The organism is Enterobacter cloacae complex sp. 677-3DZ2D5B (genome assembly GCF_004136695.1).
Taxonomy (GTDB): domain Bacteria; phylum Pseudomonadota; class Gammaproteobacteria; order Enterobacterales; family Enterobacteriaceae; genus Enterobacter; species Enterobacter hormaechei_C.
In genome coordinates, this window is record NZ_QFLS01000001.1 from 246518 (window position 1) to 272964 (window position 26447).

The window sequence follows — 26447 nt, forward strand, 5'->3', positions numbered from 1 at the left end:
CCACTATCAGGCGCGCTTCGCGCGACGTTCAGCAATAAATGCTACCAGGAAGAGAGCGCCAATCAGGTCAAAGAACCCCATGGCGATAAAGAGCGGGTTAAAGCCGATTTTGTCGGCGGTCACACCGATTAACAGCGAGAACAGGAAGCTGGCGATCCACGCCGCCGAGCCGCGCATGCCGTTGACGGTCGCCATCTGGCCTTTGTCGAATGACTCCACGACCAGGGCGCTGAGCATGCAGGAGATGATCTGGTGCCCGAAGCCGCCGATGGAGATCAGCACGATGGTGATATACGGGTCGCGGGTAATGGCCACGATGGCCAGCGAGATCATCAGGAACGCGCCGGTCACGGAGCTGGCGACAACCGAGTTCACGCGGGAGCAGCCGAACAGGCGGGTATACAGACGCGTCAGGTAGCCGCTCGCCACGCTGCCGAGGTCGGCGGCGAGGAACGGCAGCCAGGCAAACATCGCAATCTGCTTCAGGTCCATGCCGTGCTCTTTGGCGAGGTACAGCGGCACCCAGAAGCTCAGCACCGCCCAGGCGGGTTCTGCCATAAAGGCCGGAATGGCGATACCGTAGAAACGTTTGTTTTTTGAAACGGTTTTCAGCGCGGTCAGGAAGGGCAATTTGACCGGCGCTGGTTCGTTATCCTGCTTGATAAACGCCAGCTCGTCCTTGCTCAGGTTCGGGTGCTGCTCGGGGTTGTGGTAGAACGCCCACCAGAGGATCACCCACAGCAGCGCCAGCACGCCGGTAAACATAAACGCGCCCTGCCAGCCGAACGAGGCGTGAGCAAAGTAGATGATAGGCGGAGCCAGCATCGCGCCGATGGAGAAGCCCACGCCCGCCCAGCCAGCAGCAACGGGACGCTCTGATTTCGGGAACCATTCGCCGATGGTTTTGGCGTTCGCCGGGGTGGCAGCGGCTTCTGAAGCCCCCATAAAGAAGCGCAGTATGGCCAGGTGCAGCCAGCTTCCGGCGCCCGCGTGGAAAATACACATCAGCGCCCAGATCCCGGCGCAGACCATAAAGCCAATCTTCAGGCCAATGACGTCAATCAGCCAGCCGCACAGGGGCTGGAAAATGGTATAGGCGATCTGGAACGCGCCGACGATCCAGGAGTATTGCTCGGTGGTGATCCCGAGGCTCTCTTTCAGTTCCGGAGCGAGAATACCTAAGGAATTTCGGGTGATGTAGTTAACGGTGACGCCCAGCAAAAACAGCAGCAGCACGTACCAGCGCAGGTTCTTGATGACGCGACGGGTTTTGCTTGTCGCAATGGTGTTATTGATGTCCTGACTCATTTTACTCTCCACAAGACGGACGGTAAGGGGACGGAGGTTCAGGTGTCACACAGATTGTTATGCCTTTGATTTCAATCCGCTTATAATGCTTAAGTTGCTATACAACTAGTATGGAAGCTGTGTGACAAGTTCACCTTAAGGAAGAAAATGAGTGGGCAAAAGTGGATTTTGTGCAAAATTTCTCATAACCGACGAAAACACTCTGGCATGATGGCATTCACGTCAGTTATTGCCTGACACACACGCTATGAAAATTTTTTCATTTTGCAAATGGAGCCAGATCACAAAATGGACAAAAGGCTAAAAATCACCGAAATCGCGTCCCGCACGCAGCTCTCCATCAGCACCGTGTCGCGGGTGCTGGCGGGGAAAGCGAATACCAGCGAAAAAGCGCGTGCAAAGGTGCTGGCGTGCGCGCGCGAGCTGGGGGTAATGGACGGCATGGCGGCAGGGCGTCTGCTGCTTAACAGCCTGGTGGTTTTTGCCCCGCAGCGGGCGTTTGACGAGCGGTCCGACAACTTTTACTACCGCGTGATCCAGAGCGTGAGCAAAGCACTTGCCTCCCACGAGGTCCGGTTGCGCTACTGCGCGCTGGAGGAGAACGACAGCGACGCCCAGCTGTTTCTGGCGCGGATGAACGAGCCGGACACCCAGGCGGCCATTCTTCTCGGTATTGACGATCCGCACATCCACGATCTGGCGGTAGACGTGGGCAAACCCTGCATACTGATTAACTGCCGCGACCGGCACATGCGTCTGCCTGCCGTTGCGCCGGATCACCGCGCCATCGGCGAGCGGGCGGCGGAGTACCTGTTCGAGATGGGGCACCGCGAGGTGATGAACGTGCTGTGCCTGCGTCGCTACACGATGGAGCTGCGCCTGTCGGGGATCCGCGACGCGTGGCAGTCCCACAACCTGGCGTTCAACGACAAGCGCGATCTGCTGGTGGTGCCGAGCTTCAGCGCCAGAGAGACGGAGCAGCTGGTGAGCGATTGGCTAAATCAGCAGCAGGGAAAAGACATGCCGACGGCTTTCCTGGTTGGCGGCGACTTTATGGCGGCGGGCACCATCAGCGCATTACAAAACCACGGCCTGCGCGTGCCGCAGGACGTCTCGGTGATGAGCATCGACGGCTTTAACCTGGCGGCGATACAGGATGTTCCATTAACGGCCGTGCATGTTCCCCGCGATGAGCTGGGAACGGAAGCGGTACACATGCTCCAGCAGCGGCTCATGCGCCCGGACGCGCCGGTGGGCACATTGCTGCTGAACGGCACGCTGGCCGTGCGGGAATCGGTACGGCGGATACGTCAGGGGAAACGACGCACCGCCGTGGAGCGGGAAGGGCTGTACGACAGCTAGACCATGCCCAGCGCGCGTTTGCCGTGGATGTTGAGATCGTTCACGGTAAAGCGGTCCTGCCAGGTTTTTTCATAATCCTCGCGCGGGAAGTCTCCCGGCGACGCGCCGGTCTCCAGCGCTTCCTTGACCTTCTTCGCATAGGCGAGGTTCTTCTCGCACATCGGTGCGGCGGGGATATACATCACGTTGCCCCAGCCCTGCTGATTATCCACCGGCGCGACGGAGTGGATCACATCGCAGTGCCACCACACCGAATCACCCGCCTCCAGCGCAGGAATGCTGGTCAGCGCCTCGATAAGCAGCGGGTGCCACTTCTCGGAAACCGGCAGCACGCGCCCCGGCGCCACGCCGCACAGCTCGTCCTCCGGCACGTCGTCCAGCAGCGGACGCAGCAGAATATAGGCCATTGCTTCCGGGATCGGCACCACGTGCAGCAGCCCCTGACCGGGGATCATGTCCGACAGCGCCGTCCAGCCCTGGAAGGTGCGGAACACCGAGCATTTGGTGGTGTTATCGACGGTATACTCTTCCACTTCGGTACGATGCGCGGCGTTCCACGGATCGTATTTCTCAACGTTGCCGTCAAACACGCGGGCAAAGACCTGCTGATAAGCGGGCAGCAGCCAGCGCTCCAGCGCGCCAGAATCAGTGTGTGCGCCAAGTCCCTTCGAGGTGGTTCCCGGCGGACGGCGGCGAATACGATCCGGGTAAATCACGCTCACGTCCGGGTCGAACCACTGCTTGCCGTTGCTCTCGAACGTCCATAAGCGGTTCAGGAACGACTGCACCTGCGCCATTTCTTCGCTCTGGCGCGCCTGCATTTGCGCCTGCGACCAGTAGATCGGGTAAATCTCCGGACGGGAGGCGGTCAGGGTGCCGAAGAAGTTATCGCCTGGCCCTTTGTACACCTCATCAAACTTGTTCAGATCGAGGTAGTCAAGCATCGACTGATCCCACGCCAGCGCCTGCTCGCGCGGGAAGTGACCTTTAATCACCGCGCAGCCGCGGCGCTTAACGGCCTCGCGCTGTGCGTCGGTAATCGTGCCGTTTTTCACATCGTTAAACGGGATCACCGGCCAGACGGATTCACCTTTATTTTTAAGGGCGTTAATTTCCGCCACGCGGGTGGCAATGCTGTCGCTGAGCTTGTCGAACACCGCCTGCACGTCGCCGATCTGCGCGCGTAATTCACGTTTCAACTCACGGATTGCCGCTTTGTGATCCGCCGGCAAGGTTTCACTGGTAAAGGTCATAACTGCCTCGCATCTTTCATTCGAAAGTAAAAGTATCTACAAGCGATACTTTAAGTTAAAAATAAGTTAATGCAAGTTTAAAAACTTGACGTGCGCCACAGGACGGGAAAATGAGTGAGGGTGCCGGAGCAGGGCTCCGGCGAGAAGAGGATCAGGCGTCGAACGGGGAGTGCGCGTCGAGCACGGCCTGAATGACGTTCAGCGCGCCGTGATGGTTGTTGTCATCGGTGCTGTAGCGGCTGATTTCTTTGATGCTCTCTGCCGCGTTACCCATCGCAAAGGAATATTTCACCAGCTTCAGCATCTCGGCATCGTTGCCGCTGTCGCCAATGGCCACGCACTCTTGCGGAGAGATTTTCCAGCGCTTCAGCAGGCGGCTGATGCCGTTGGCTTTGTGCAGGCCGGGGATAATTAAATCGACAAAGCCAAAGCCGCTGGTGACCGGCTTCATGATGCCGTCCAGGGAGACGTGGAGTTTATCCACCAGATTAGGAATATCGCTGTCCGGCAGGTTCAGGGAGAACTTAAACAGCACGTCGTCAATGTCGCGGTAATCGCTGATGGGTTTTAAGCGATGGTAGTGTTTCGACATCAGCTTCACGAACGCTTCTGGTGCTTTATCGCTGACATAGGCGCTCTCCAGCCCGCAGGCCACGAAGTTCAGCCCTTTGTCTTTCAGCAGTTCGCCAATCACGATCTGCGACTCATGGCGGGTCAGTTCGCCGTGGAAAATCTGTTCGCCGTGATCGAAGACCAGCGCGCCGTTTTCCGCCACGAAGGAGATTTGATCCTTCAGTTCCGGGAAAAACGAGATGAGCTGGTAATACTGGTTGCCGCTGGCGACAACAAATTCAATGTTGCGGGCTTTAAGCTGTTTAAACTGTGCCTGGAAGCGGTCACGATCGTACTGCTTGGCATCATCAAGGAAAGTTCCGTCCATATCGGTGACGATAACTTTTACGGTCATACTATGCTCCTGGGTCACTGCGTTTTGAAACATTCTAATAACAAGGTGACGGGGAGCACAAATTTAATTTCATTCGAAAGTAAAAGCAAAACGGCAACCGAGGTTGCCGTTTTTAGTGTTTTCTCCCTCTCCCTCAAGGGAGAGGGGATACACTATTACAGCGTATGCTCAGTACGGGCGATAATATCGTCCTGCGCATCCGGCGACAGGGCGGTGAAGAACGCCGAGTAGCCCGCGACGCGCACTACCAGGTCGCGGTACTGGTCCGGGTGTTTCTTCGCTTCCAGCAGCGTTTCGCGCGAGACGATGTTGTACTGAATATGCCAGCCCTTATGCACCTCGAAGAAGGTGCGCAGCAGCACCATCAGCTTCTGGCGATCGATGTCGTTTTCCAGCGTCGACGGGTTCAGCTTCTGGTTAAGCAGCACGCCGCCAAGAATCGCTTCCGTCGGCAGTTTACCCACGGAGCCAATCACCGCCGTCGGCCCGAGGTGGTCGGTACCGGAAGCCGGGCTGGCCCCTTCCGCCAGAGGGGTATGCGCCTTACGCCCGTCCGGCGTCGCCATGGTCGCTGCGCCAAACGGCACGTTTGCTGAGATAGACGACGTGCCCGCGTAGTAGTTACCCCCAATCGGGCCGCGGCCGTAGCGTGGGTTGTGATACTGCTTCAGCTCTTCAATGTAGGTTTCGTAGGCGCGGGTCAGCAGCAGGTCCACGCTGTCGTCGTCGTTGCCGTACTTCGGCGCGCCGTTGATCAGGCGCTGGCGCAGCTGCTCGTGGGTTAGCCCCTCGAAGTCATCCGCCAGCGCCGCCGCCAGCTGTTGCTGACCGATAACACCCTGGTCAAACACCAGCTTCTTCACCGCCGCCAGGCTGTTGCCGAGGTTGGCGATCCCCACCTGTAGGCCGGAAACCCAGTCATACTTCGCGCCGCCTTGCTTAATGCTTTTCGCGCGCTCGATGCAGTCGTCAACCAGCGCCGAGCAGAGAATATCGTGGACGTTCTCTTCCAGCATAGTGTCCACCACGTATTCAATTTCGATGGATTTGCGGGTGTAGTAGCGGATCTGGGTGTCCCACGCCGCCATCACCTCCTCGAAGTTATCGAAGTTACCGGCAGAGAGGGCTTTCTCCTGCGGCAGGAACACCTTGCCGCTGGTGGCGTCGCGGCCGCCTTCCAGCGCGGCCAGCATCACGCGGGCGAAGTTGATAAAGCTCATACCGGTGCAGCGGTAGCCCCATTTGCCGCCCACCGCGGTTTCGATACAGCCAATGGCCGCGTAGTCGTAGGCGTCGTCGCGTTCAACGCCGAGCTTGATGAATTCCGGAATGACGATTTCATCGTTGTTGAACGCCGGCATCCCGAAGCCGCAGCGGATCACCTGCACGCAGGCGTCGAGGAAGTCGTTGCTCATGCCCGCGTGGTAGCGCACGCTCAGGTTAGGCTGGGTGGATCGCAGGCGACCGCAGGATTCCAGAATCGCGTAGGAGAGCGGGTTCACCGCGTCCATAGGCTCACCGTTAACCAGCTTCTGGCCGCCGATGGTGACGTTCTGGTACAGCGGGCTACCTGCGGAAGCTTTAGAGTGCGAGCCGGAGCGGATTTTGTTCACCTCCAGCAGCTTCAGCCAGCAGCTGTGCAGCAGCTCGATGGCGTGCTCGCGATCCAGGCTCTGGTCCAGCTCCACGTCGCGGCGATAGTACGGGTAAAGGTACTGGTCCATACGGGCGAAGGAAACGGAGTGACCGTTGGACTCAATTTGCAGGATTAGCTGAATGAAGTAGCACAGCTGTAGCGCCTGCCAGAAGGTTTTTGGCGGCTCGTGAGCAATCACGTCGCAGTTTTCTGCCATCGCCAGCAGCTCGTCGCGGCGGCTTACGCGGGTTTCGGTGGAGGCCATTTCACGCGCCAGTTCGGCAAAGCGTTTGATGTGCAGGCTCACCGCTTCCAGCACGATATCGATCGCCTTCAGGAACTGATCGCCGTGCAGGTCTTCCAGCACCGTCAGGTTGATGCGTGAGCGGCGCTCGGCCACTTTGGCGCGCAGGCCGTCGAGACCTTTCTCCAGCACCAGCGGGAAGTTCACCGCCAGGTGCGCGTCGCCGGAGGTCATGTTGCCTTCGGCTTTGATGATGCCGGTTTCCAGCAGGCCTTTCTGCTCGTCGGTGAACATGCCGTAGCAGCGATCCTGCACCGTCTGGCCGCGCCACCACGGGCAGATCGCATGCAGCACGCGCTTGTTCTCTTCGCTCACCGCAAAGCCCGCGCCCGGACGGTCCGCCAGATCGTCAATCTCTTTCTCAATCCAGGAGACGGTATATTCCGGGAAGATCGGCGCGGCGCGCACTTCGCTGGCCTGGTTACCGATGATCAGCTCGTCGTGCTTGATCCAGATGGTACGCTTGGCCAGGTGATGCGCCAGCGCCAGGGCGCGGCGCACCGGGATCGGCTTGTCCAGATGCTGCTGATACATTTCGGTATAGTGCTGCGCGCGTTCGGTACAGACCGGCGGCTTAACGATATGCACCAGAGCCGTTTTGTGCGCCTTGATGCGCTCGCTGAGGGTGTTGAGATTCAGGGTGGTCATAAGTTTATCCTCGTAAGGTCGCGGTTAACCCTTTCTGGCAGGCATACTGCTGTGCGAAGTCCAGCAGGGCAGGGTTATCCAGCGGTTTGTCAGGGGCAGAGTAGGGTTGGCCGAGCAGGGTGTATTTGTTCATGCCCAGCGTGTGATACGGCAGAAAATGAATATCATCGACGCCGAGTTCATCGGCGGCGAAATTGGTAATGGCGGTAACGGACGCTTCATCGGCGTTAAAGCCCTGGATCAGCGGCACGCGGATGGTGATCGTTTTCCCGGCGGCGGCCAGGCGTTTCAGGTTGTCCAGGATGCGCTTAGCCGAACCGTCCGTCCACTGCTTGAAAACGTCTCCGTCGACATGCTTCAGGTCGGCGAGGAACAGATCGACGTACGGTAATGACGGCTCAATATAGTGCCACGGCACGTGAAGGCAGGTTTCGACGGCGGTGTGGATACCCTGGTCGTGGCTGGCTTTAAACAGCGCGTGCGCCAGCTCCGGATTCATAAACGGCTCGCCGCCGGAAAGGGTGATCCCGCCGCCGCTGCGGTCGTAGAAGGGTTTATCGCGCAATACGGTCGCCATGATCTCTTCGACCTGCTGTTCTTCGCCGCAAACGGTCAGCGCCTGCGTCGGGCAGCAGTCGGTGAGGGCATCAAGCGTCTCTTCACTCAGCTTTTCGCGGTGGATGACCAGGCCATTCAGCGCGCGTTCGATGCAGCCCGGTGCCGCCTGCTGGCACAGGTCGCAGCCGTCCAGGCACAGACGCGCATCAAACAGCACGTCCCGGCTGCGGGAGCGGCTTTCCGGGTTCTGACACCAGCGACAGCCCAGCGAGCAGCCTTTCAGGAATACCACGGTTCGAATACCTGGGCCGTCGTGGGTGGAGTAACGCTGTATATTGAAGATCATTTTTTTGCCCTCGGATTACATATGAAGATTAAATTACTTTCGAATGAAAGCCATCTTGATGTGGGTCAATTCCTGAGCAGGTTTTGCTGTGATAGGGTAAGTGCAGGCTAAATTTGAGGGTGACATCATGGAACTTTATCTCGACACATCTGACGTTGCGGCAGTCAAAAAGCTGGCGCGTATCTTCCCGCTGGCGGGCGTGACCACTAACCCAAGCATTGTGGCGGCGGGTAAAACCCCCCTGGAAGAGCTGCTGCCCGCGCTGCACGACGCGCTGGGCGGCAAGGGCCGGCTGTTCGCTCAGGTGATGGCGAAGACTGCCGAGGGGATGGTGGAAGACGCACGTAAGCTGCGCGCGATAATCAATGACCTGGTGGTGAAAGTGCCCGTGACCGCTGAAGGGCTGGCGGCGATCAAGATGCTGAAAGCGGAAGGGATCCCGACGCTGGGTACGGCGGTGTACGGTGCCGCGCAGGGGATGTTGTCCGCACTGGCGGGGGCTGAGTATGTGGCCCCTTACGTGAACCGCGTGGACGCGCAGGGCGGGGACGGGATCCAGACGGTGGTCGAACTGCAACAGTTGCTGACCCTGCACGCGCCGCAGTCAAAAGTGCTGGCGGCGAGCTTTAAAACCCCGCGCCAGGCGCTGGACTGCCTGCTGGCAGGGTGCGAGTCCATCACGCTGCCGCTGGACGTGGCGCAGCAGTTTATTACCTCTCCGGCGGTGGATGCGGCAATTGTGAAGTTTGAGCAGGACTGGCAGGGGGCGTTTGGGCGGACATCTATTTGATGGGTGTGGCCTGATGCCCTCACCCCAACCCTCTCCCACAGGGAGAGGGAGCAAACACTAAAACGGCAACCTGAAGGTTGCCGTTTGCTTTAACCTCCGCATACCTCACACCCGGGATTACGCATTAGCTTCATCTCGCGAAACTGGCAGGTCATCGCGTCATACATCACGATTTTACCCGCGGCGGGCGTGCCATAGTGCGCCAGCACTTTGATCGCCTCCATGGCCTGCAAGGAACCGATAACGCCAACCAGCGGCGCCATTACGCCCGCCTCGACGCAGGTGAGGGCATTCTCGCCAAACAGACGGCTCAGGCAGCGGTAGCAGGGCTCTCCTTCAGCGTAGGTGAAGACGGTGATTTGCCCCTCCATGCGGATGGCCGCGCCGGAAATCAGCGGCGTTTTATGGGCAAAGCAGCCCGCATTGAGCTGGTTGCGAATGGCGACGTTATCGGTGCAGTCCAGCACCAGGTCATGCCGTGCAATCTGCGCAAACAGCGCGTCGTCATCCAGCATCGCGTCAATCAGGGTGAACTGAACGTTGGGGTTAATGCGCGCCAGCGCCGTGCGTGCTGATTCCACTTTAGGCTGACCGACCGTCGCGTCGCTGTGCAGCGTCTGGCGTTGCAGGTTGGACACCGACACGGTGTCGAAATCCAGCAGCATCATGCTGCCGACGCCCGCCGCAGCCAGGTATTGCGCTGCCGCGCAGCCCAGCCCGCCAAGACCAACAACCAGCACGCTGGCCGCCTTGAGCGCCTCCTGACCCTCGAAATCAAATCCGCGCAGCACGATCTGGCGGTTATAGCGCATCATCTCCGGGTCGCTCAGTTCCATCGTCATGTCAGCCTCCGAACAGGTGGTTAAAGCGTTCCACTTCAACCCATTCGCCCGCCTCAACGTGGCCGCGATCGCGCTCCAGCACGATAAAGCAGTTACCCTGGCTGAAGGAGCTAAAGATGTGCGAACCCTGATGCCCGGTGGTGCTCACCTCCAGCTCGCCGTCGGCGTTGCGCGCCAGAATGCCGCGCTGGAAATCGAGACGGCCCGGTGATTTTTTGAGGCGCGTTGCCGCCCGCACGCGCACACGTTCCGGCAGCGGGCTGGCATTGTTGCCTGAAAGCTTCGCCAGCAGCGGGATCACCAGCTGGTAGAAGGTCAGCGCGGCAGAGACCGGGTTACCCGGCAGGCCACAGAACCAGCTGTGCGGAAGTTTACCAAACGCGAACGGTTTGCCCGGCTTAATCGCCAGCTTCCAGAAGGCGATTTCACCCAGCTCTTCAAGCAAGGTTTTGGTGTAATCCGCTTCGCCAACCGAAACGCCGCCGGAGCTGATCACCACGTCGGCAGAGGCGTCAGCGTCGATAAACGCCGAGCGCAGTTTTTGCGGATCGTCAGGAATGATACCGAGGTTAATCACCTCGCAGCCCAGCTGCTCAAGCATCAGGTGCACCGCCAGACGGTTGGTGTCGTAAATCTGCCCCTCGTTCAGCGGCTGACCCGGAAGCTGTAGCTCGTCTCCCGTGGAGAACACCGCTACGCGCACTTTGCGGACCACGTCAATCTCCGCGATGCCAAGCGATGCCAGCACCGGCAGTTCGGCGACCGTCAGTTTTTGCCCGGCGGCAAAGACCGTTGCGCCCAGGGTAATGTCTTCCCCGATATGGCGGATATTCTGTCCCGCTTTGACGCTGGCGGTAAAACGCACGCCGTCGTCCGTTTGTTCGGTCTCTTCCTGCATCACCACGGCTTCACAGCCCGTTGGCACCGGCGCGCCGGTCATAATGCGCACGCAGGTGCCCGCTGGCCACTCACCGTTGAACGGCTGCCCGGCAAACGCTTTCCCTGCCACCGGCAGCGGCTGACCCGTTTGCAGATCCGCCAGACGTACGGCATAGCCGTCCATCGCCGCGTTATCGAACCCCGGCACGTTCAGCGGCGAGACGATATCGCGCGCGGCAATACGGCCAAAACAGCGCACAAGCGGCAGCGTCTCAACGTCGTGCAGGGGAGTAATACGATCAAGCATCTGCGAGAGTGCCGTCTCAAGCGGCATCAGTCCGGCGGTAAAATCCATGGTGGGCTCCTGCGGAGTAACAACGAAAGCGCTCATTATGGCAGAAAAGTGCGGCTAACTGTATGACCCGATGGGTGTACGCTTTACATCACAGTTGCGTCTTTCTATATTCAAAAATCATCTGAAGATTCGTCGACGATAATGATATTTATAGAAAAAGCAGCCAGCCAGGCTGATGGGTGATGCGAAATGAGTAAAGCGGTTATCGCAATTCATGGCGGTGCCGGGGCAATCACCCGTGCACAGCTCAGTCCCGAGCAGGAGAAGCGTTATATTGATGCGCTGAACGCCATTGTGGAAACAGGCCAGCGGATGCTGGAAGCGGGCGACAGCGCGCTGGACGTGGTGACCGAAGCGGTGCGCCTGCTGGAGGAGTGTCCGCTGTTTAATGCCGGTATTGGCTCGGTCTTTACGCGCGATGAAACGCACGAGCTGGATGCCTGCGTGATGGACGGCGTCACCCTGAAAGCGGGCGCGGTAGCGGGCGTCAGCCGTCTGCGTAATCCGGTGCTGGCCGCGCGTCTGGTGATGGAACAAAGCCCGCATGTGCTGCTGGCCGGGGCGGGGGCGGAAAAATTTGCCGTCGAGCACGGTATGGACACGGTCTCGCCCGAGCTTTTTTCCACCGAGGAGCGTTACCGGCAACTGCTGGAGGCCCGTACAGCGGGGATGACGCAGCTGGACCATGCCGCGCCGCTCGATGAACGCAGCAAAATGGGCACGGTAGGCGCGGTGGCGCTGGATAAAGCCGGTAACCTCGCCGCCGCGACGTCGACAGGCGGCATGACCAACAAACTTCCCGGTCGCGTCGGCGACAGCCCGCTGCCGGGGGCCGGGTGTTACGCCAATAACGCCACCGCGGCGGTGTCATGCACCGGCACCGGCGAAGTGTTTATCCGCGCGCTGGCGGCCTACGACATTACCGCACTAATGGATTACGGCGGATTAAGCCTGAGTGAAGCCTGCGAGCGGGTAGTGATGGAGAAACTGCCGGCGCTGGGCGGGATTGGCGGCTTAATTGCGGTGGATCGGGAGGGCAACGTGGCTCTGCCGTTCAACAGTGAAGGGATGTACCGGGCGTGGGGGTATGCCGGCGATGCGCCCAGCACAGGCATTTATCGTGAATAAGGGGGCATTGCGTGCCGCACCGTGAAGAGCTGGACAACTGCGAAGTGCTGGCTGTCCACCAACTGAATATTGCGTTTCAGGAAGAGCGGCAGTTCATCCCCGCAGTACAGAATTTATCGTTTTCGCTCAGGCGCGGCGAGACGCTGGCGATTGTTGGCGAATCAGGTTCCGGTAAATCCGTTACCGCGCTGGCGCTGATGCGTCTGCTTGAGCAGACGGGCGGGCAGGTCACCAGCGAGCGGATGCTGTTGCGCCGTCGCAACCGTCAGGTTATCGATCTCAACGAGCTGAGCGCGTCCCGGATGCAGGGTGTGCGCGGGGCAGATATTGCGATGATTTTTCAGGAGCCGATGACCTCCCTGAACCCGGTTTTCCCGGTGGGCGAGCAGATTGCCGAATCTATCCGCCTGCATCAGGGACTGAGCGGTGATGAGGCGCTCAACGAAGCAAAACGGATGCTGGAGCTGGTGCGTATCCCTGAGGCGCACGCGATTTTGTCCCGCTACCCGCATCAGCTTTCCGGCGGCATGCGCCAGCGGGTGATGATTGCGATGGCGCTGTCGTGCCGTCCGGTGGTACTCATTGCGGACGAACCCACCACGGCGCTGGATGTCACCATTCAGGCCCAGATCCTGCAACTGATTAAGGTGTTGCAGCAGGAGATGGAGATGGGGGTGATTTTCATCACCCACGATATGGGGGTGGTGGCGGACATTGCCGATCGGGTGCTGGTTATGCATCAGGGCAATGCCGTGGAAACCGGCACGGTGGAGCAGGTCTTTCATGCGCCGGTGCATTCTTATACCAAAGCGCTGCTGGCGGCGGTCCCGCGTCTGGGGGCCATGAATGGCAGTGATTTTCCGCGCCGTTTTCCGCTGATCTCACAGACCGAACAGGGTAAGCAGGAAGACGAAACCGAGCAGGATACGGTGGTTCCCGGCAGGCCAATCCTCGAAGTGCGTGACCTGGTGACCCGTTTCCCGCTGCGTAGCGGGATCCTCAATCGCGTGAAGCGCGAAGTGCATGCGGTTGAAAACGTCAGTTTTGATCTCTGGCCGGGCGAAACGCTGGCGCTGGTGGGGGAGTCCGGCTGCGGTAAATCCACCACCGGACGGGCGCTGCTCAGGCTGGTGGCGTCGCAGGAGGGGAGCATCACCTTCAACGGTGAGCGCATCGACACGCTACCTAACAGTAAATTGCAGGCGGTACGCCGGGATATTCAGTTTATATTCCAGGATCCTTATGCGTCGCTCGATCCGCGCCATACGGTGGGGTACTCGATTATGGAGCCGCTGCGGGTGCATAACCTGCTCGACGGTGAAGCCGCGCAGCGCCGCGTCGCGTGGCTGCTGGAGCGCGTGGGCCTGAAGCCGGAGCATGCCTGGCGTTATCCGCACGAATTTTCTGGCGGTCAGCGACAGCGTATCTGCATAGCCCGGGCATTAGCCCTGAATCCGAAGGTGGTGATTGCGGATGAGTCCGTGTCAGCGCTGGATGTCTCCATCCGCGCGCAAATCATCAATCTCCTGCTCGATTTACAGCGGGATTTAGGCATTGCGTTTCTGTTTATCTCCCACGATATGGCGGTGGTGGAGCGGATCAGCCATCGCGTGGCGGTGATGTACATGGGGCAAATAGTTGAAATCGGCCCCCGTCGGGCGGTGTTTGAAAACCCGCAGCACCCGTACACCCGCAAGCTGATGGCCGCCGTACCGGTTGCCGATCCTGAGCATCGTCACGCCCAGCGCGTGCTGTTGCAGGACGAAATGCCGAGCAATATTCGTAAACGGGGCGAAACCCTTGAGCGCGTGGCGCTGCGTGAGGTGGGTCCCGGTCATTTTGTCGCACCACCGCGTCAGGGCAATGCATTCTCGCGGTTATAACTTACAACAGGCAGGAGAACACAATGGTTCCTTTTGTTGCTCGTCAATGGCTGCTTGCCGCGAGCGTGACGGCTGCGCTGGCCGCCGCCCCCGCGTTCGCGGCGAAAGATGTGGTGGTGGCTGTGGGGTCTAACTTCACGACGCTGGATCCGTATGATGCTAACGACACCCTTTCTCAGGCGGTGGCAAAATCTTTCTACCAGGGGCTGTTCGGCCTGGACCGCGAGATGAAGCTGAAAAACGTGCTGGCGGAAGGCTATACCGTGTCGGACGATGGGCTGGTCTATACCGTTAAGCTCCGTACCGGCGTGAAGTTCCAGGACGGCACCGACTTCAACGCCGAGGCGGTTAAGATCAACCTGGACCGTGCCAGCAATCCGGAGAACGGCCTTAAGCGCTACAACCTGTATAAAAATATCGCCAGCACCGAGGCGGTTGACCCGGCGACGGTGAAGATCACCCTGAAAGAGCCGTTCTCGGCGTTTATCAATATTCTGGCGCATCCCGCGACGGCGATGATTTCGCCCGCCGCCCTGAAAAAATACGGCAAAGAGATTGGCTTCCACCCGGTGGGAACCGGGCCGTACGAACTGCTTACCTGGAACCAGACCGATTTTGTGAAGGTGAAAAAATTCGCCGGATACTGGCAGCAGGGGCTGCCGAAGCTGGATACCATCACCTGGCGTCCGGTCGTGGACAACAATACCCGTGCCGCGATGTTGCAAACCGGCGAAGCGCAGTTTGCCTTCCCGATCCCTTACGAACAGGCGGCGCTGCTGGCGAAAAACAGCAAGCTGGAGCTGGTGGCCAGCCCGTCGATTATGCAGCGCTACATCAGCATGAACGTCACGCAGAAACCGTTCGATAACCCGAAGGTGCGCGAAGCCATCAACTACGCCATTAACCGTCAGGCGCTGGTGAAGGTGGCCTTTGCCGGTTACGCCACTCCCGCGACGGGCGTGATGCCGCCAGCCATCGAGTATGCGCAGAGCTACCAGCCATGGCCGTACGATCCGGCGAAAGCGCGGGAGCTGCTGAAAGAGGCGGGCTATCCGAACGGCTTTAGCACCACGCTGTGGTCGTCTCATAACCACAGTACCGCGCAGAAGGTGCTGCAATTTACCCAGCAGCAGCTGGCGCAGGTGGGCATTAAAGCCAGGGTCACGGCGATGGATGCCGGACAGCGAGCGGCGGAAGTAGAAGGCAAAGGGCAGAAAGAGAGCGGCGTGCGGATGTTCTACACCGGCTGGACGGCTTCAACCGGCGAAGCGGACTGGTCCCTGTCGCCGCTGTTCGCTTCCCAGAACTGGCCGCCAACGCTGTTCAATACCGCGTTCTACAGTAATCCGCAGGTGGATAAAGATCTGGCCGATGCCCTGAAAACCACCAAACCGGAAGAGAAAGCGCGCCTGTACAAAGAGGCGCAGGACATTATCTGGAAAGAGTCGCCGTGGGTGCCGCTGGTGGTGGAAAAACTGGTCTCAGCCCACAACAAAGCGCTGACCGGTTTTTACATCATGCCGGATACGGGCTTTAGCTTTGATGACGCGGATTTAAAATAAAACTCATGCTGAATTATGTGTGTAAACGCCTGCTGGGGCTTATCCCGACGCTGCTGATTGTGGCCGTGCTGGTGTTTTTGTTTGTCCATATGCTGCCCGGCGATCCAGCGCGTTTGATTGCCGGACCGGAAGCGGATGCGACGGTTATTGAACTGGTGCGTAAACAGCTCGGTCTTGACCAGCCGCTGTACAGGCAATTTCTGCGTTACATTGGCAATGTCCTTCAGGGCGATTTCGGCATCTCAATGGTGTCGCGTCGTCCGGTGTCGGAGGAGATTGCCAGCCGCTTTATGCCTACCTTCTGGTTAACGATTGCCAGTATGAGCTGGGCGGTAGTGTTTGGCCTGGGAGCGGGGATTGTCGCCGCCGTCTGGCGCAACCGCTGGCCGGATAAGCTCGGTATGGCGCTGGCGGTCACCGGCATCTCTTTCCCGGCGTTTGCGCTGGGCATGCTACTGATGCAGATTTTCTCCGTTGAGCTGGGCTGGTTGCCGACCGTCGGGGCCGACACCTGGAAGCACTACATTCTTCCCTCTATGACGCTTGGCGCGGCCGTTGCGGCGGTGATGGCTCGGTTTACCCGCGCCTCGTTTGTCGACGTGCTGAGCGAAGATTACATTCGCACCGCGCGGGCAAAAGGGGTGAGTGAGAAATGGGTCATTCTGAAGCATGGTTTTCGTAATGCGATGATACCGGTGGTCACGATGATGGGGCTACAGTTCGGCTTCCTGCTGGGCGGCTCTATTGTGGTTGAGAAGGTCTTTAACTGGCCGGGGCTGGGGCGCCTGCTGGTCGACTCGGTCGATATGCGTGACTATCCGGTCATTCAGGCTGAAGTCCTGCTTTTCTCGCTGGAGTTTATTCTTATCAACTTAGTGGTGGATGTGCTATACGCCGCCATTAACCCGGCCATCAGGTATAAGTAAGATGCGATTACTGAACTGGCGTCGCCAGGCCATTTTAAACGCTATGCCGGGGATCAGGCCGGACCATATTCGCACCCCGTGGATTGAGTTCTGGCGTCGATTCCGTCGTCAGCCCGTCGCTATGGTCGCCGGGTTGTTTGTGTTACTGCTGATCCTGGTGGCGATTATCGCCCCCTGGTTAGCCCCGTTTGATGCGGAAAACTACTTCGATTACGACCGGCTGAACGATGGACCGTCGATGATGCACTGGTTTGGCGTGGACTCGCTCGGGCGCGATATTTTCAGCCGCGTGCTGGTAGGGGCGCAGATCTCGCTGGCGGCCGGGGTCTTTGCGGTGCTGATGGGCGCAGCAATTGGCACCGTGTTGGGGCTGGTGGCCGGGTACTACGAAGGCTGGTGGGACCGCATCATCATGCGTATCTGCGATGTGCTGTTTGCCTTTCCCGGTATTCTGCTGGCGATTGCCGTGGTGGCGGTGATGGGCAGCGGCATGGCGAACGTCATCATCGCCGTGGCGGTATTCTCGATTCCCGCTTTCGCGCGTCTGGTACGTGGCAACACGCTGGTGCTGAAGCAGCAGACCTTTATCGAGTCGGCGCGCAGCATGGGAGCCAGCGATGCCACCATCCTGTTCAGCCATATTCTGCCGGGAACGGTCTCGTCTATCGTGGTCTATTTCACCATGCGCATAGGCGTGTCGATTATCTCGGCGGCCAGCCTGTCGTTTCTGGGGTTAGGCGCACAGCCGCCGACGCCGGAGTGGGGCGCGATGCTGAACGAGGCGCGGGCGGATATGGTGATTGCGCCACACGTGGCGATCTTCCCGAGCCTGGCGATTTTCCTGACCGTGCTGGCGTTTAATTTACTGGGGGATGGGCTGCGCGACGCGCTGGATCCGCGGATAAAAGGGTAGTGCTGTGGAATGTGCCGGGTGGCGGCGACGCCTTACCCGGCCTAGAACAGAGGCGTGGGGAGATTAAACCCGGCTGCCCCACAAATCATACTCGTCGGCGTTTTCGACCTTCACGCGAATAATATCGCCCGGCTTGACGTTGGTTTCGCCGTTCAGGTACACCGCGCCGTCGATTTCAGGCGCATCCGCCATGCTGCGGCCAATCGCGCCTTCTTCGTCCACTTCGTCGATAATCACCAGAATTTCGCGGCCCACTTTCTCCTGCAAGCGTTCAGCAGAGATCTGCTGTTGCAGCTGCATAAAGCGGTTCCAGCGCTCCTCTTTTACCTCTTCCGGTACCTGGTCCGCCAGCTCGTTGGCCGTTGCGCCTTCAACCGGGCTGTACTTGAAGCAGCCGACGCGATCCAGACGCGCCTCTTTCAGGAAGTCGAGCAGCATCTGGAAATCTTCTTCGGTTTCACCCGGGAAGCCGACAATAAAGGTGGAGCGCAGGGTCAGATCCGGACAGATTTCACGCCACTGCTTGATGCGCGCCAGCTGGCGGTCAACGGAGCCAGGGCGTTTCATCAGCTTCAGAATGCGCGGGCTGGCATGCTGTAGCGGGATATCCAGGTACGGCAGGATTTTGCCTTCCGCCATCAGCGGGATCACATCGTCAACGTGCGGGTACGGGTAGACGTAGTGCAGACGCGTCCAGATCCCGAGCTTAGCCAGCTGCTCGCACAGGCCGACCATGCTGGTTTTCACTGGCTCACCGTTGTGGAAACCGGAACGGTGTTTAACGTCCACGCCGTAGGCGGAGGTGTCCTGGGAGATGACCAGCAGCTCCTTCACGCCCGCGTCGGCCAGGCGTTTGGCTTCTGCCAGCACCTCGCCAATCGGACGGCTCACCAGATCGCCACGCATCGACGGGATGATGCAGAAGGTGCAGCGATGGTTGCAGCCTTCGGAAATTTTCAGGTAGGCGTAGTGGCGCGGCGTCAGCTTCACGCCCTGTTCCGGCACCAGGCTCAGGAACGGGTTGTGCTTTGGTTTGGGGACGTAGTGATGAACATGTTCCAGCACCTGCTCGTAGCTGTGTGGACCGGTGATCTCCAGCACCTTCGGGTGCACTTCACGGATCTGGTCTTCTTTTGCGCCCAGGCAGCCGGTCACAATCACTTTGCCGTTTTCCGTCAGGGCTTCACCAATGGCTTCCAGGGATTCCTGAACCGCGCTGTCGATAAAGCCGCAGGTGTTGACGATCACCATGTCGGCGTTGTCGTAGCTTGGCATCACGTCATAGCCTTCAGTGCGAAGTTCAGTCAGGATGCGTTCGGAGTCCACCAGGTTCTTCGGGCACCCTAATGATATAAATCCAATCTTAGACATTTTTTTGTACAATCAGTTGCTCACAATGCCGGGGATTATATAGATGCCGCAACTTTATAGCTACATCAGGTGGTCAACAGATAGGCAGGATAAAAGGACTACCAGAACCAGACAGGTAGCGGCGGCGAAAGCCTATGCTGAAGAAGCTGGCCTTGAAATGGTTGAAATTATTGAGCCTGGCGTAAGTGCTTTTCGCGGAAAGAACCGGGCGGGTAAGTTGGGCGACTTCATTGACGCCGTAAAAAACGCTGCTATACCGTCTGACTCATGGCTTTACTGTGAGAATCTTGACCGCCTTTCACGTGATCAGGTGGATGAAGCACTGCGTTTATTCCTTGAGTTGATAGGTTTAGGGCTAACGATTGTCACGGGAATGGATCGGAAGGTTTATAACCGAGATACCATCAGACAAAACCCTACTGATCTTATGATTTCTATTCTGATGTTTATCCGTGGCAATGAAGAGTCCGAAACGAAATCTAACAGGACTGTAGGTAATGTTGTTGCTTTGGTCGAACGCCACAAAGAAGGCTTGCCAGTAAACATCAAGTCAGTTGGCCGACATCCATTCTGGATAGATGATACTGGATCACAATATGAAGCAGTAAAAAAACATCCTTTTTACTGGAATATTGCCCGAGAAATAATTGATATGTTCTTGTCTGGCAATGGTGTTTACAGTGTTAAGAAATACCTTGATGAGAAATATCCAAATGGTTTGAAGGGAAGGGAGTGGGATTACCAAGTACTAAAAAAAATGCGTGATAACCGTGCATTGATTGGAGAACGTACTATAAATCTTAGAGGTGTACCTTATAAGTTAGAAAATTATTATCCGTGGTTGTGCAAAGATGAAGCTGAGTTTTTCTTATTGGAAAAAAGGAAACAACAAAACAACTACAAATCAAAAAAAGATGGTGCAGACACAATAAAATTACTTTCTGGTCTTTCTATTCTCAGATGTAGTAAATGTGGCGGGACTATGCATTCATTTATGAATCATGGTAAAGCTCGATACATCTGTACTAATGGGGTACATCTACAAAAAAATTGTTCAGGTTGGTCAATTACAGCACAATTAGTTGAACATTGTACTATGATTGCACTCCTAATTGGCTACATGGATAAAAGTAGAAAAAATGGTAGTGATACAACCCTAATAGAAGAAGAACTCAATGAAAAAGAAAAATTGATCAAATCTTTAGATTCTAAAATTTCAAATTTGGTTACTGCAATAGCTATTGCACCTGATGTAAATTCTTTGGCTCATTCTTTGAACGAAATTAATAGCAAGAGAAAGGAACTTGTTTTATCCGTAGAGAAATTGAAAGAAAGATTAGTTTCATTACAAGGAAAAGGTTCTTTTGAAGTAGATATCATGGAATTTCTTATCCTTATTCAATGGGCTGTTTTTACGAACATGGAAGATAATGATAGGGATAAGATCAGAAAGATTATAGATGCAATTATTGAATATATCGTCGTAGATAAAACAAATGATTGTATAACTATAAAAATTAAATATTATGGTAATGATGAAGTTTTGGTGTTCGGTGGCGTTGATAGAAAACCACATTGGCGGTTTTCTATCGATTTTGATACAGGGAAAGAGGGGGCACTAACAGTACTTGAAAATGATCTAATAAATATGCCTGAAATCCAAAAGGCAGTAGGTTACTTGCATAAATTAAAAGAAAGTTATGTAGCAATGTATGATGCTGCGGTAACTATGCTTTCCGAAGTTGGTTATCCTGAAATTAAAGGTTCACAATTTTGGCCTAATACTGGTAAGCACGAGAAAGTTACGGTTGCTTTTGAAGGTATTGTATACACTATTTCATTTAACGGTAGATTGCCTAAAGCGATTACAAGTGCACTCGAAACGACAGGGTTAACTCGTCAACAATTTATTGAAAATTTCAAAGTACAATAAAGTATTTTAACCCCATTCATTTTTAATAAGCCCCAAAAGGGGCTATTTTGCACCAATTTTTTACCCTCAGTACTAAATACTATAAATAATGTACTTGAGAGGATATATGAATTTGTTCGTTAAAGTTATTTTAGAAGTACTGGCATTCGTTTTTTGCGTTTGTGTACTATTACCATTCTACATGGTTTGTTTAATCATCTACATGATCTTAGGTGCACTAACACTACCTTTGAAGATACCAGTAATAAATAGATGGGTTAGGAACTACCTGAAACGGGAGAAATAAACATGGTATAATATAGGTTTAGAGTACTCAATGCTGTTTCCCAACTTCTTCAGTACTTCCAGATTAAATCAACCATAGGATTTAAAAATCCGTGAAACGATTTTTATTTAAATCCTATACTACTAATGTCTTCAACATATCTCACATGTTCCGAAGAAAAATAATAAATAATATATAGATTGTGACTCATCTATCCTTCCATTGAAAAGATACCCTACGCCGTAGGGTTCTTTTTTCATGGGATTTATTACGAAATCGAAATCATTTAATAAGGAAAAACAAATGAAAAACAAAAAGGATGTAAAAACTAATTGTGTGACCGTGCGATTAACTGACACTCAGTTAACCGCATTGCAGGAACTATCTAAGAGTGGAGTGTGCCAGCGAGAAAATTCACTCGCAAGTGCTCTTCAGTACTTATTGACGCAATACATTATTCTAAAAAAAGGTTAATGCTGTACGCCTAATAAAGTTATAGCAAATGGTGAGACAGGATGTTTCGCCACAAAAGAAAGGAATCTTAAAATGGAAAGAGTTAATGATTTAAAAAATGTACGTGAACATAATGATTATCCTCATTTAAAAGAAGGTCGCAAGGCATTCAATAATATGTTCGATAGAACGCTATATAATCCTGATTATGCTGATGTAAGTATTGGTGAAGGATTTAGCAAACTAACATCATTTTTAGATTGGCATGAACAGAATTATGAAGAGCATTGGCAACTTGATAAAGATATACTAAATCCATGTTCACGAGAGTACTCACCTCAAAACTGTATGTATGTTCCTCCTGAAGTTAACCAACTCTTCAAAAGTACCAAACCTGGTAAGTACATGAAAGGTGTTGAAGCATCAGGTGAGAAGTTTAGGGCGTATTGTAGTGTTGATAGGAAAAAGATTTGTTTAGGTACTTATCCCACAGAACTTGAAGCACATGAAGTACATATGAAGTGGCGTAAGGCACGTTTGATAGAACTCGCTGAGAAGTACAAGGAATATGAAAAACTAAGTGCGGCACTATTAGAACACGCCAACAAAATTTAATAAAAAAGGCACTACATGGAGGTAGTGCCATAAAATATATGGAGATATTATATAATGTTTAACTATTTATCGAAAAATAAAATGAAGTTTATCAGCGGTGATTGTGGTAGTGGTAAAACACACTCGTTGGTACAACAAATTTTACGAACACCAGATAACTATATTGTTGTGCAGGGTACATTACATCTTACACAGCAGACCGCAAAAGATTTAGGTGAAGTGGCAAAACTAATCACATCAGTAACATCAAAAAATGTTCATGAGGATATAATTGAGTTTTTACTAAACCCTACACACCGTGTACTAATAATAACTGATATTGCTTTCCTAAAGATTCGAGATATGACGTTACTACAAAAATGGAAAATCTATCTTGATGATGTTGTTTCTTTCCATCACTTTGCTACACCTAATACAAACCAGAAATCACTCATTGAGAATGAGTTGTTTCATAGCTTTGAAGCAGTAGGTGATAATCACGTAACGGCTAAACCTGTCACTGATTTTGATGATGTAGTACTTGAAAATGCCGCTAAAGCGTTTGCTTTCGTGCAGCAGTACGATCACTTTCTTTTCAATGCACGTTTCTTTGAGAAAGTAGGTGGTACTAATCAGTACAAGCAGGAGAAAGACCAGCTACAGGTTATGTCATGGGTAAACTTAAAACGCTTCTTGGGGCTTGATATTACCTTTATGGCTAATGATTTTGAGAACACCCTTGTGTACTTGTCATCCCCTGATAGTTTTGAACGTACAACATTGTCACTTAGAGAGCGTACAGTACCACTAAATCAACGCATGAGAGTACATTACTTTAGTGATGTACCTTTGACGGCATCACTACGTTCAAACTCCCCAGAACAGTTTGAGAAGGTTTTAGCATGGGTAAGAGAGAACCTTACTGATTACATCTTTACCGTGAACAGCGATCAGAGTGAAAAGGTACTTAACGGTAAGTATGTACCGCCTAAAAGCCGTGGTATCAATGATTACAAGAACTATACAAAAGCCGTTTGGTTAAGTAGTCTCAAACCTTCCAATGTAGAAGTAAAACAGTGTGAACTAATGTTTGGTCTTACATACGAACAGATAGTACAGGCACGAGAGAAGGAAGAACTATATCAATTCGTACAGCGTACCAAACTACGCGATTATAAAAGTGATGAAGTAGTAGATATCTATGTGTTCGATAAAGAACAAGCACTTTCACTTTCAGATACACCTATCTTCATAGATTTAGGAATTGAAGTAACTAATAGTGCCAAATCAGTTAGTACTTTTGTTCCTTTGAATCTCAGTACTTCACAGAAGAAGGCATACCAACGCATATCTCTTGAACATTTCCCTACAATTGAGTTATTCAATAAGTGGATGAACAAGGAAGCACAGTTAGTACTCAATGAACAACAAAGAGCACATTTTGTATCCAAGTACAATTCACTCCTATGATCATAAAAATGTCTCTAAAAACTATCTAATATTATAGGTACAAAAAGGAGACAAAATAAAATGAAAGGCGGGGAACAAGAACAAAAAGAACGGGCTTTGCTCGTTCTTTTTTTCGCAGTGAATCCGACATAAGGCGGTTGCTTGCAACTGCCTTTATAAAGGTCAATCAATATAAAGAAGCACAAACGCTAACGCGTTCGGCTTTGAATTTCTATTTCTATGTACTCGCCTGAGTAGTTAATGTACTTCTTCTTGAAAGTACCTAATACTTGCGAGTACATACAAATATCATTCAATTTCTTTTTGACTAAGTACATACATATCCCTTTTGTATTAAGTACACAAAAATAGGGGGCGGCACTATGTGCCTAAAATATTTCGCTGTACCGCTTCGCTCAAAGGGCGGGGTATCGGGCTGTTAAAGCCCTTAATGTACTTACACATACCAATGTAATTTTTTTAACCAGAGGGGTGAAGTTCTTTGTACAGAAACTTCATTTAGTGAGTGTTATTGACTGCTTTTCGTATAAAACAAATAAATACAATAACAATCAAGAAGTGACTTTGTTTTATTACGTAAAGTAAAAAATTAAAACTAAGTGATATTTATTAGAAAAGGAAAAGCTAATGCATAAAAAATATTTCCAGTTATTAAGATATAAAATGGTACATGGTGAATCTTTTATCGATGAAGTAGAAGCAGTACTGTACAATCCTTTCGCATATCCCAAATATAGAGTTCAAGTATTAGTACCTAAAGAGTATGATTTTGAACTGATTTCTGATTATCTTTATTTTATAAAAGATGCTGATAATGAGCGTAAGGATTTAGTAATTACACTACTGGCAATTTATGTAAAAGAAGACGTTGAAAGATTCTTAGAGCTTGTAAGTACTGGTAATGGTATGTGAGGTACTTAAAGTGATTAGAATGGAATTTTACTCATACGATGATGGTACATACTACTTTCTCTATGTTACCGAGGAAGTAAGGATTGAAACAAACGGCGTTTCAGGCATACAGTTAGAAACGCGTGATTCGAGGGTAAGGGATTTAGGCGACCCATACACGTACTTATTAAATATCACTGAATGTAAGGACGAGTACTTTAACGAATCATTGATCAATCCAAATATTGATACAGTGATTAAAGCTGTTAGTATGTTAATACATTGCTTAGAGGTAAAAAACGCCCACTAAGGGGCGTTCTCTTGAGTGTTATATTCTTCATAAGTATGTTTTCTAAACTTAAAGTAACGATGACTACTATCATTATTTGATATTGTTTTTTTGACGGATTTACAACACAAATATGCTGTAAGAAAATTTAATAAAAAATACAGAAATAAAAAGAAGGATATGTAAAATAAGTTATATATGTATGCTTGAGATATTGAGACTACGAAGCATAAAAACCAGCTAAAAATAATAATAATACTTACCAATGAATTAATTTCGGATACCGAAGGTCGATAAGGTGTTTTTTTTTCGTAGAAATATACTTTGTAAAGATTTCCTGTTACATAAATCTCTAATTTATCAATAATATACTCCCAATTACATTGCCAGTATTTACTGCCAATATTAACAAAATAGAAACAAATTGAGAATAATGACCCTATTAATGCTGATGCCGGAGCGAAGTAGTTAAATTCTTTAGATGTGAAAAGAAAACCAAAAGTGGCAGTAATCACAGTAAAAAATGCAAAGAAATAAGTTGCACGCTTCCAGTATAAATCAATTTCAAATTTTCTAATGTCGTGTGCTTTTTCTAATGCAAGTTGCAACATTATATGTGTTCTTGAGTTCTCTTTGAAACTATTAATTTCTTTCCCAAAGAATAGTTTAAAGAATTTTTTATCGTCATTTTGTATTGTAATTGTTTCCCTTCTGCTCATTTATGTATCTCATCCAGAGTCAAAAAAATAAATACTTTACCAGTTATAAAACTATCAGTACACTCTCACGTTCACGCTACACCTACAAAGGGGTTTGGTTTGTTGTGGTGTAGGTGTGGCGTGAAACTTCGTAACATTTGTGAATCATGAACCAACTACTCCTGATCTGTAGATTATCAATAACCGAAACTGTTACTTCACCTTAAAGAAGGTTATAAATTTCTGCTTTTTGAATAGATTGTAGGCACTCTCTGAAGCAGCCAAACTTTCTAAATATTCCTTATAGTGTTGATTGAAACTTTTTCTACTTAACTCAAATCCTCGTTGATTGTTATTGGCATAATCAAAAAGGCTTGTTTGCACTGAAATATAAGCATTGCACGCAGATGCGTTAACATCTCTAAGAGACTTAGTGACTGCGAGGATAATGTCTTTATTTTCTACTTTGATTGACCATCTTTCCATAAGATCCAATTCTTTTATTAAATTGTCAATTTTTGATATAAATCCTCTATGTATATTCTCAAGTATTTCAAATTCTTCAGATTTTTTTAGATCAGGTTTTTTCAAACCATTATTTAATTCATTGAGATAGTTAAGGGCTGGATAAAGATCTTCTATAGTTTTAAATGTTGAGTTATATAGGCTATCAGTTGTAGATAAAATTTCCTCTGCTTTATCAAAACCCTTAGTGTGTGATCTTTGAGAAAACCATTGTTTGGCATTAAACGCGGCATATGCAGCAGCACCAGCCATTACCCAATCCGCTAATGTTCCAGTTATTTCATACCATGCCATAAGT

General features: G+C 52.3%; 21 protein-coding genes. 11 read left to right on the top strand and 10 right to left on the bottom strand.

Annotated elements, in window-relative coordinates; genetic code table 11:
- Positions 1–6 precede the first annotated feature (6 nt).
- The gene (locus DD597_RS01235) at positions 7–1308 is read right to left on the bottom strand and encodes an MFS transporter (protein WP_045331556.1); all 1302 of its coding nucleotides are present in this window, start codon (positions 1306–1308) and stop codon (positions 7–9) included.
- Between the two features lie 288 nt (positions 1309–1596).
- On the opposite strand from DD597_RS01235, the gene DD597_RS01240 reads away from it, so the two are divergent.
- Positions 1597–2670 carry a LacI family DNA-binding transcriptional regulator gene (locus tag DD597_RS01240; RefSeq protein ID WP_129255878.1) on the top strand — a complete coding sequence of 358 codons (1074 nt, stop codon included), beginning with the start codon at positions 1597–1599 and terminating at the stop codon, positions 2668–2670.
- Here the strand turns inward: DD597_RS01240 and DD597_RS01245 are convergent.
- The 4 genes from DD597_RS01245 to DD597_RS01260 form a co-directional block, all read right to left on the bottom strand.
- The gene (locus DD597_RS01245; protein WP_023315695.1) at positions 2667–3923 is read right to left on the bottom strand and encodes a DUF1479 domain-containing protein; all 1257 of its coding nucleotides are present in this window, start codon (positions 3921–3923) and stop codon (positions 2667–2669) included. The genes DD597_RS01240 and DD597_RS01245 overlap by 4 nt on opposite strands.
- A gap of 151 nt (positions 3924–4074) precedes the next feature.
- Positions 4075–4890: a Cof-type HAD-IIB family hydrolase gene (locus DD597_RS01250; RefSeq protein WP_129255879.1), complete on the bottom strand. Its 816-nt coding sequence runs from the start codon at positions 4888–4890 to the stop codon at positions 4075–4077.
- A gap of 155 nt (positions 4891–5045) precedes the next feature.
- Positions 5046–7478 (bottom strand): formate C-acetyltransferase/glycerol dehydratase family glycyl radical enzyme, encoded by a 2433-nt coding sequence (locus DD597_RS01255; protein ID WP_129255880.1) that lies wholly within the window; start codon positions 7476–7478, stop codon positions 5046–5048.
- A gap of 4 nt (positions 7479–7482) precedes the next feature.
- Positions 7483–8382 (bottom strand): glycyl-radical enzyme activating protein, encoded by a 900-nt coding sequence (locus DD597_RS01260; protein WP_126525156.1) that lies wholly within the window; start codon positions 8380–8382, stop codon positions 7483–7485.
- Between the two features lie 127 nt (positions 8383–8509).
- Between DD597_RS01260 and fsa the strand changes: the two genes are divergently transcribed.
- Positions 8510–9172 carry a fructose-6-phosphate aldolase gene (gene fsa / locus DD597_RS01265; RefSeq protein ID WP_017384896.1) on the top strand — a complete coding sequence of 221 codons (663 nt, stop codon included), beginning with the start codon at positions 8510–8512 and terminating at the stop codon, positions 9170–9172.
- Positions 9173–9261: 89 nt separating this feature from the next.
- Here the strand turns inward: fsa and moeB are convergent, their stop codons facing one another.
- Together moeB and moeA are read right to left on the bottom strand one after the other, a co-directional pair.
- Entirely contained in the window at positions 9262–10014 is a 753-nt protein-coding gene (moeB, locus tag DD597_RS01270) for a molybdopterin-synthase adenylyltransferase MoeB (RefSeq protein WP_129255881.1), read from the bottom strand.
- A gap of 1 nt (position 10015) precedes the next feature.
- Complete coding sequence (moeA, locus tag DD597_RS01275) at positions 10016–11248, bottom strand: molybdopterin molybdotransferase MoeA (RefSeq protein WP_048243664.1); 1233 nt, start codon at positions 11246–11248, stop codon at positions 10016–10018.
- Positions 11249–11437: 189 nt separating this feature from the next.
- Here moeA and iaaA point away from each other — a divergent pair, with 189 nt between their 5' ends.
- The 5 genes from iaaA to gsiD are packed head-to-tail and all read left to right on the top strand — an operon-like array spanning position 11438 to position 17660.
- A complete protein-coding gene (iaaA, locus tag DD597_RS01280) occupies positions 11438–12376 on the top strand; it encodes a beta-aspartyl-peptidase (RefSeq protein WP_023315701.1) in 939 nt (312 codons plus the stop codon).
- Between the two features lie 11 nt (positions 12377–12387).
- On the top strand, positions 12388–14259 hold the full coding sequence (gene gsiA / locus DD597_RS01285; protein ID WP_063158623.1) for a glutathione ABC transporter ATP-binding protein GsiA: 1872 nt from the start codon (positions 12388–12390) through the stop codon (positions 14257–14259).
- 23 nt (positions 14260–14282) lie between these two features.
- A complete protein-coding gene (gene gsiB, locus DD597_RS01290; RefSeq protein WP_060579556.1) occupies positions 14283–15821 on the top strand; it encodes a glutathione ABC transporter substrate-binding protein GsiB in 1539 nt (512 codons plus the stop codon).
- 5 nt (positions 15822–15826) lie between these two features.
- A complete protein-coding gene (gene gsiC / locus DD597_RS01295) occupies positions 15827–16747 on the top strand; it encodes a glutathione ABC transporter permease GsiC (RefSeq protein ID WP_006809475.1) in 921 nt (306 codons plus the stop codon).
- A gap of 1 nt (position 16748) precedes the next feature.
- Positions 16749–17660: a glutathione ABC transporter permease GsiD gene (gene gsiD / locus DD597_RS01300; protein WP_003858425.1), complete on the top strand. Its 912-nt coding sequence runs from the start codon at positions 16749–16751 to the stop codon at positions 17658–17660.
- A 63-nt stretch (positions 17661–17723) separates the two neighbouring features.
- On the opposite strand, the gene rimO is transcribed toward gsiD, so the two are convergent.
- On the bottom strand, positions 17724–19031 hold the full coding sequence (gene rimO, locus DD597_RS01305) for a 30S ribosomal protein S12 methylthiotransferase RimO (RefSeq protein ID WP_129255882.1): 1308 nt from the start codon (positions 19029–19031) through the stop codon (positions 17724–17726).
- A 43-nt stretch (positions 19032–19074) separates the two neighbouring features.
- Between rimO and DD597_RS01310 the strand changes: the two genes are divergently transcribed.
- The 4 genes from DD597_RS01310 (at position 19075) to DD597_RS01325 (ending at position 24658) form a co-directional block, all read left to right on the top strand.
- Positions 19075–20964 carry a recombinase family protein gene (locus DD597_RS01310; protein WP_129255883.1) on the top strand — a complete coding sequence of 630 codons (1890 nt, stop codon included), beginning with the start codon at positions 19075–19077 and terminating at the stop codon, positions 20962–20964.
- A gap of 811 nt (positions 20965–21775) precedes the next feature.
- A complete protein-coding gene (locus DD597_RS01315) occupies positions 21776–22297 on the top strand; it encodes a hypothetical protein (RefSeq protein ID WP_129255884.1) in 522 nt (173 codons plus the stop codon).
- Positions 22298–22351: 54 nt separating this feature from the next.
- Entirely contained in the window at positions 22352–23746 is a 1395-nt protein-coding gene (locus tag DD597_RS01320) for a hypothetical protein (protein ID WP_045617208.1), read from the top strand.
- 627 nt (positions 23747–24373) lie between these two features.
- On the top strand, positions 24374–24658 hold the full coding sequence (locus DD597_RS01325) for a hypothetical protein (RefSeq protein WP_045617206.1): 285 nt from the start codon (positions 24374–24376) through the stop codon (positions 24656–24658).
- A gap of 285 nt (positions 24659–24943) precedes the next feature.
- On the opposite strand, the gene DD597_RS01330 is transcribed toward DD597_RS01325, so the two are convergent.
- Together DD597_RS01330 and DD597_RS01335 are read right to left on the bottom strand one after the other, a co-directional pair.
- Complete coding sequence (locus DD597_RS01330) at positions 24944–25645, bottom strand: hypothetical protein (protein WP_129255885.1); 702 nt, start codon at positions 25643–25645, stop codon at positions 24944–24946.
- A gap of 192 nt (positions 25646–25837) precedes the next feature.
- Positions 25838–26443, bottom strand: a complete 606-nt coding sequence (locus DD597_RS01335; RefSeq protein WP_045617204.1) for a hypothetical protein — start codon at positions 26441–26443, stop codon at positions 25838–25840.
- Positions 26444–26447 lie beyond the last annotated feature (4 nt).

Bases quoted from the DNA above. Each gene is read 5' to 3' on its own strand.
- DD597_RS01235 (WP_045331556.1), bottom strand. From the start codon at position 1,308: ATGAGTCAGGACATCAATAACACCATTGCGACAAGCAAAACCCGTCGC.
- DD597_RS01240 (WP_129255878.1), top strand. From the start codon at position 1,597: ATGGACAAAAGGCTAAAAATCACCGAAATCGCGTCCCGCACGCAGCTC.
- DD597_RS01245 (WP_023315695.1), bottom strand. From the start codon at position 3,923: ATGACCTTTACCAGTGAAACCTTGCCGGCGGATCACAAAGCGGCAATC.
- DD597_RS01250 (WP_129255879.1), bottom strand. From the start codon at position 4,890: ATGACCGTAAAAGTTATCGTCACCGATATGGACGGAACTTTCCTTGAT.
- DD597_RS01255 (WP_129255880.1), bottom strand. From the start codon at position 7,478: ATGACCACCCTGAATCTCAACACCCTCAGCGAGCGCATCAAGGCGCAC.
- DD597_RS01260 (WP_126525156.1), bottom strand. From the start codon at position 8,382: ATGATCTTCAATATACAGCGTTACTCCACCCACGACGGCCCAGGTATT.
- fsa (WP_017384896.1), top strand. From the start codon at position 8,510: ATGGAACTTTATCTCGACACATCTGACGTTGCGGCAGTCAAAAAGCTG.
- moeB (WP_129255881.1), bottom strand. From the start codon at position 10,014: ATGACGATGGAACTGAGCGACCCGGAGATGATGCGCTATAACCGCCAG.
- moeA (WP_048243664.1), bottom strand. From the start codon at position 11,248: ATGGATTTTACCGCCGGACTGATGCCGCTTGAGACGGCACTCTCGCAG.
- iaaA (WP_023315701.1), top strand. From the start codon at position 11,438: ATGAGTAAAGCGGTTATCGCAATTCATGGCGGTGCCGGGGCAATCACC.
- gsiB (WP_060579556.1), top strand. From the start codon at position 14,283: ATGGTTCCTTTTGTTGCTCGTCAATGGCTGCTTGCCGCGAGCGTGACG.
- gsiC (WP_006809475.1), top strand. From the start codon at position 15,827: ATGCTGAATTATGTGTGTAAACGCCTGCTGGGGCTTATCCCGACGCTG.
- gsiD (WP_003858425.1), top strand. From the start codon at position 16,749: ATGCGATTACTGAACTGGCGTCGCCAGGCCATTTTAAACGCTATGCCG.
- rimO (WP_129255882.1), bottom strand. From the start codon at position 19,031: ATGTCTAAGATTGGATTTATATCATTAGGGTGCCCGAAGAACCTGGTG.
- DD597_RS01310 (WP_129255883.1), top strand. From the start codon at position 19,075: ATGCCGCAACTTTATAGCTACATCAGGTGGTCAACAGATAGGCAGGAT.
- DD597_RS01315 (WP_129255884.1), top strand. From the start codon at position 21,776: ATGGAAAGAGTTAATGATTTAAAAAATGTACGTGAACATAATGATTAT.
- DD597_RS01320 (WP_045617208.1), top strand. From the start codon at position 22,352: ATGTTTAACTATTTATCGAAAAATAAAATGAAGTTTATCAGCGGTGAT.
- DD597_RS01325 (WP_045617206.1), top strand. From the start codon at position 24,374: ATGCATAAAAAATATTTCCAGTTATTAAGATATAAAATGGTACATGGT.
- DD597_RS01330 (WP_129255885.1), bottom strand. From the start codon at position 25,645: ATGAGCAGAAGGGAAACAATTACAATACAAAATGACGATAAAAAATTC.
- DD597_RS01335 (WP_045617204.1), bottom strand. From the start codon at position 26,443: ATGGCATGGTATGAAATAACTGGAACATTAGCGGATTGGGTAATGGCT.